Source organism: Telluria sp. AZSoR62 (assembly GCF_058111565.1).
The window spans coordinates 1-2,582 of sequence record NZ_JBYTST010000028.1 but is presented as its reverse complement, the minus strand read 5'-3'; the positions used below and the strand labels follow the sequence as shown (position 1 = coordinate 2,582).

The following is a 2,582-nucleotide window of genomic DNA, read 5'->3' as shown; positions in this document are numbered from 1 at the left end:
GCCAGAATCCAGCTGGTGCCATTACTTCGCCTGTTGATTCGTTTACGACCATCATGCGGTTGCCGTCTTTGTTGCTGATCTTTCTTCCTCCTTGTTTGGTATTGGCGATCGCGTGGCTTAGAAATGGGTTGGTTACGTGTAGTTCTTTGCCGCGCCGTTGTTTTAGTTCACTCATTCTGACTGTCCTTTTTGACTGTACTTGTGTCAGACTTTGATTGATGTTCGATCAAAAGTCAACTCTTTTTTGAGCGAACTTCGCGCAGGTTCTGAGCGAACTACACTCAGGTTCTGAGCGAACTTTTTCCTTGTTTTCATAGGAGAAATGGCAATTTCTCCTTCTTACATCTTCCCTACGGGAATAATTAGGCCCCCGGAGGGGGCGGAAAAGGCCCCCGGATTTTCACCTGCAGGTGGCCGGATTCGCAGACCTTCGGCGGGCTACGGACTCCTCCCTTTGGTCGGACGCCTACCGGCGCGGGTCCTACCGCCTCACCCCGGCCTTGCCGGGGCTTCGGGCACCTGCTCCCCGTGCTCGAGCGCCGAAACCCCGCGCCCTCTCGGGACGCGGCGGCTCTCTTGGTGGTGGATTTCTGACGTTGGAAGAAAATCGGCCTCCAGCGTGGCTATCTGGTGCCGGGGTCTGGGCCGGAGGGCCCAGGTAGACCATAGCGTTTGCATGTCGGCATGTTTGAATGCGGCTGTCTTGGTGGTGATTTGTTGTCCGTACTCGCGCCATGCCAAACCGTGCTGAGCGTGCGTATTGTTGTATTTATTTCATGAGATCGGCGGTGAGTGCCGTGAAGGGCGGAGCCTGCGTCGACCGAGCGGCGCGCAGCGCCGCTAAACTTGTATTAAGCATACTTAACGTACATCCAGTATCCATGCGGGTCTTGGGGCATATTTTCGTGATATTGTCGTTACATCTGTAGCTACAAATTACAAACTATGTCGATTACGCCCAAAACCAAGACCGTTCAGTTTCGTGTTGAGTCTGATTTATTTGATAAGTTTTCTGCGGAGGTGGAGCTTGTTGATGGTGTCTCTGTCTCGTCAGTTATGCGCTCGGCTATGAGGCTTTTTATAGATCAGCAGCAGCGACGCCGTAAGATCGAGGTGAGCAACGCTGAATGGGCCGCTACGCTCGAATCGAGGCGTCGGGCGGCACTTGCTGCCAGTGAGCGGGAAAAACCGCCTGTAGGGGCTGTAAACAAGCCTATGAGCCTTTCTGAGAGGCGAAAGGCTGAGAAGCTTGCTAAGGAGGCGCGTAAAGCTAGGAAGGAAGATCGATACTAAGGAAAAGGGGCCTTGCGGCCCCTTGGAATCTTTATACGTTTGGTATCGCTATGCTGCCTCGCCTATACATTCGGTTTCAGCGGTTAGCTTTCGGCGTCTGCTGATTTGCCAGCATGGGATGCCTGTGCCGCTGTTCCAATTGCATCGCTTGCAATCGTTTGTTTTTAAGCAATACATGGCGTTGTTGATCTCGTGTCGCTTGACGCCCATTCTGCGCATTGCATCCTTGATCGATCTGGCTTTGTTGACGTATTTCCAGTTCGTGGTTCGGCTTGCTCTGATGTGCCAGTACACATTGCGTAGGTCTTGCTCGGCCTGTTCGAGGGTGTAGGCTACTTCGCTCATTTTGCTTCCTGAGGGCCGTTTAACAGCAGTGTTAGCCGGTCATGCAGGTGCTCCATTTCCTCTTCTGCTAGCTTGGCCAGGACTTCTAGTGTCATTGCCCAGTGTGGTGGGTTGTGATCTGGGAAGGCTTGGTCTGCTGCGCATTGGGCGAGTGCTTTGATTGCCCGAACTACCTCGTTTGCTTTGTCTAATTCCGCGATAATGTTTACAGCCATTTTCAACTCCGTTCAGTTGTTGGTGGTTAGGTCGTCGTCCGTGTTGACGCACGTGCGGCGGCCGCTAGATTTTTGGTTTGTGTCTCCTTTCTGTTAGTGGCGGTTTTCGTATTCGAACAGTTCAGCTTGCATATCGTTTTCGGCTTCTTCGTAGCTGTTGTAGCCTGTTCCTCCTACGATGTTTAAGCCGTCTTCGGTGATGGTCCATGACCAGTAGCCAGTTGGTGCCTTGTATGTCTTTCCCTCATAGTTCATGACGGCTCCTTGTCGAACATATCGATGGTTTTTGTGTCCACCGCTTCTACTTTTTTTGTTGTGCTGACGTTTCTGTAGGCTTTTACGAATGACAGTCGGTCGCCGTTCCATACGAAATCTGGGTTGAGCCAGTACCAGCTTACGGCTGGTGTGGCTGCAAGAAATTGCTTTTCGACTAGTTCTTTGAGTCCGCGGTTGAATGTTGCTTCGCTCATTGGTGTCATGGCCTGGTCGAGTTGGTGATAGCCCAGGTAGATCTTGTCTTTTCCGATGTTTTTTTGGATTTCTAGGTACAGGATCTCAAACACTTTTGTGCCGGCATTGGTGAGGTCTTTGAAGGCTTTTACGCCGTTTACGTACAGTTTTACAAATTGGGTTTTGTCGACCTCTTCGTATTGCCAGAATCCAGCTGGTGCCATTACTTCGCCTGTTGATTCGTTTACGACCATCATGCGGTTGCCGTCTTTGTTGCTG

4 protein-coding genes are annotated in these 2,582 nt (G+C 51.4%); all 4 read right to left on the bottom strand.

Annotated elements, in window-relative coordinates; translation table 11 throughout:
* Positions 1-1,341: 1,341 nt before the first annotated feature.
* Complete coding sequence (locus AC3XQU_RS22625) at positions 1,342-1,638, bottom strand: hypothetical protein (protein WP_489876419.1); 297 nt, start codon at positions 1,636-1,638, stop codon at positions 1,342-1,344.
* Positions 1,635-1,853, bottom strand: a complete 219-nt coding sequence (locus AC3XQU_RS22620) for a hypothetical protein (protein WP_489876418.1) — start codon at positions 1,851-1,853, stop codon at positions 1,635-1,637. The genes AC3XQU_RS22625 and AC3XQU_RS22620 overlap by 4 nt, the downstream gene beginning before the upstream one ends.
* A 93-nt stretch (positions 1,854-1,946) precedes the next feature.
* The gene (locus AC3XQU_RS22615; protein WP_489876417.1) at positions 1,947-2,108 is read right to left on the bottom strand and encodes a hypothetical protein; all 162 of its coding nucleotides are present in this window, start codon (positions 2,106-2,108) and stop codon (positions 1,947-1,949) included.
* The coding region (locus AC3XQU_RS22610) for a replication/maintenance protein RepL (protein WP_489876416.1) at positions 2,105-2,582 on the bottom strand (478 nt) is incomplete at its 5' end. The genes AC3XQU_RS22610 and AC3XQU_RS22615, both read right to left, overlap by 4 nt.

Bases quoted from the DNA above. Each gene is read 5' to 3' on its own strand.
- AC3XQU_RS22615 (WP_489876417.1), bottom strand. From the start codon at position 2,108: ATGAACTATGAGGGAAAGACATACAAGGCACCAACTGGCTACTGGTCA.
- AC3XQU_RS22625 (WP_489876419.1), bottom strand. From the start codon at position 1,638: ATGAGCGAAGTAGCCTACACCCTCGAACAGGCCGAGCAAGACCTACGC.
- AC3XQU_RS22620 (WP_489876418.1), bottom strand. From the start codon at position 1,853: ATGGCTGTAAACATTATCGCGGAATTAGACAAAGCAAACGAGGTAGTT.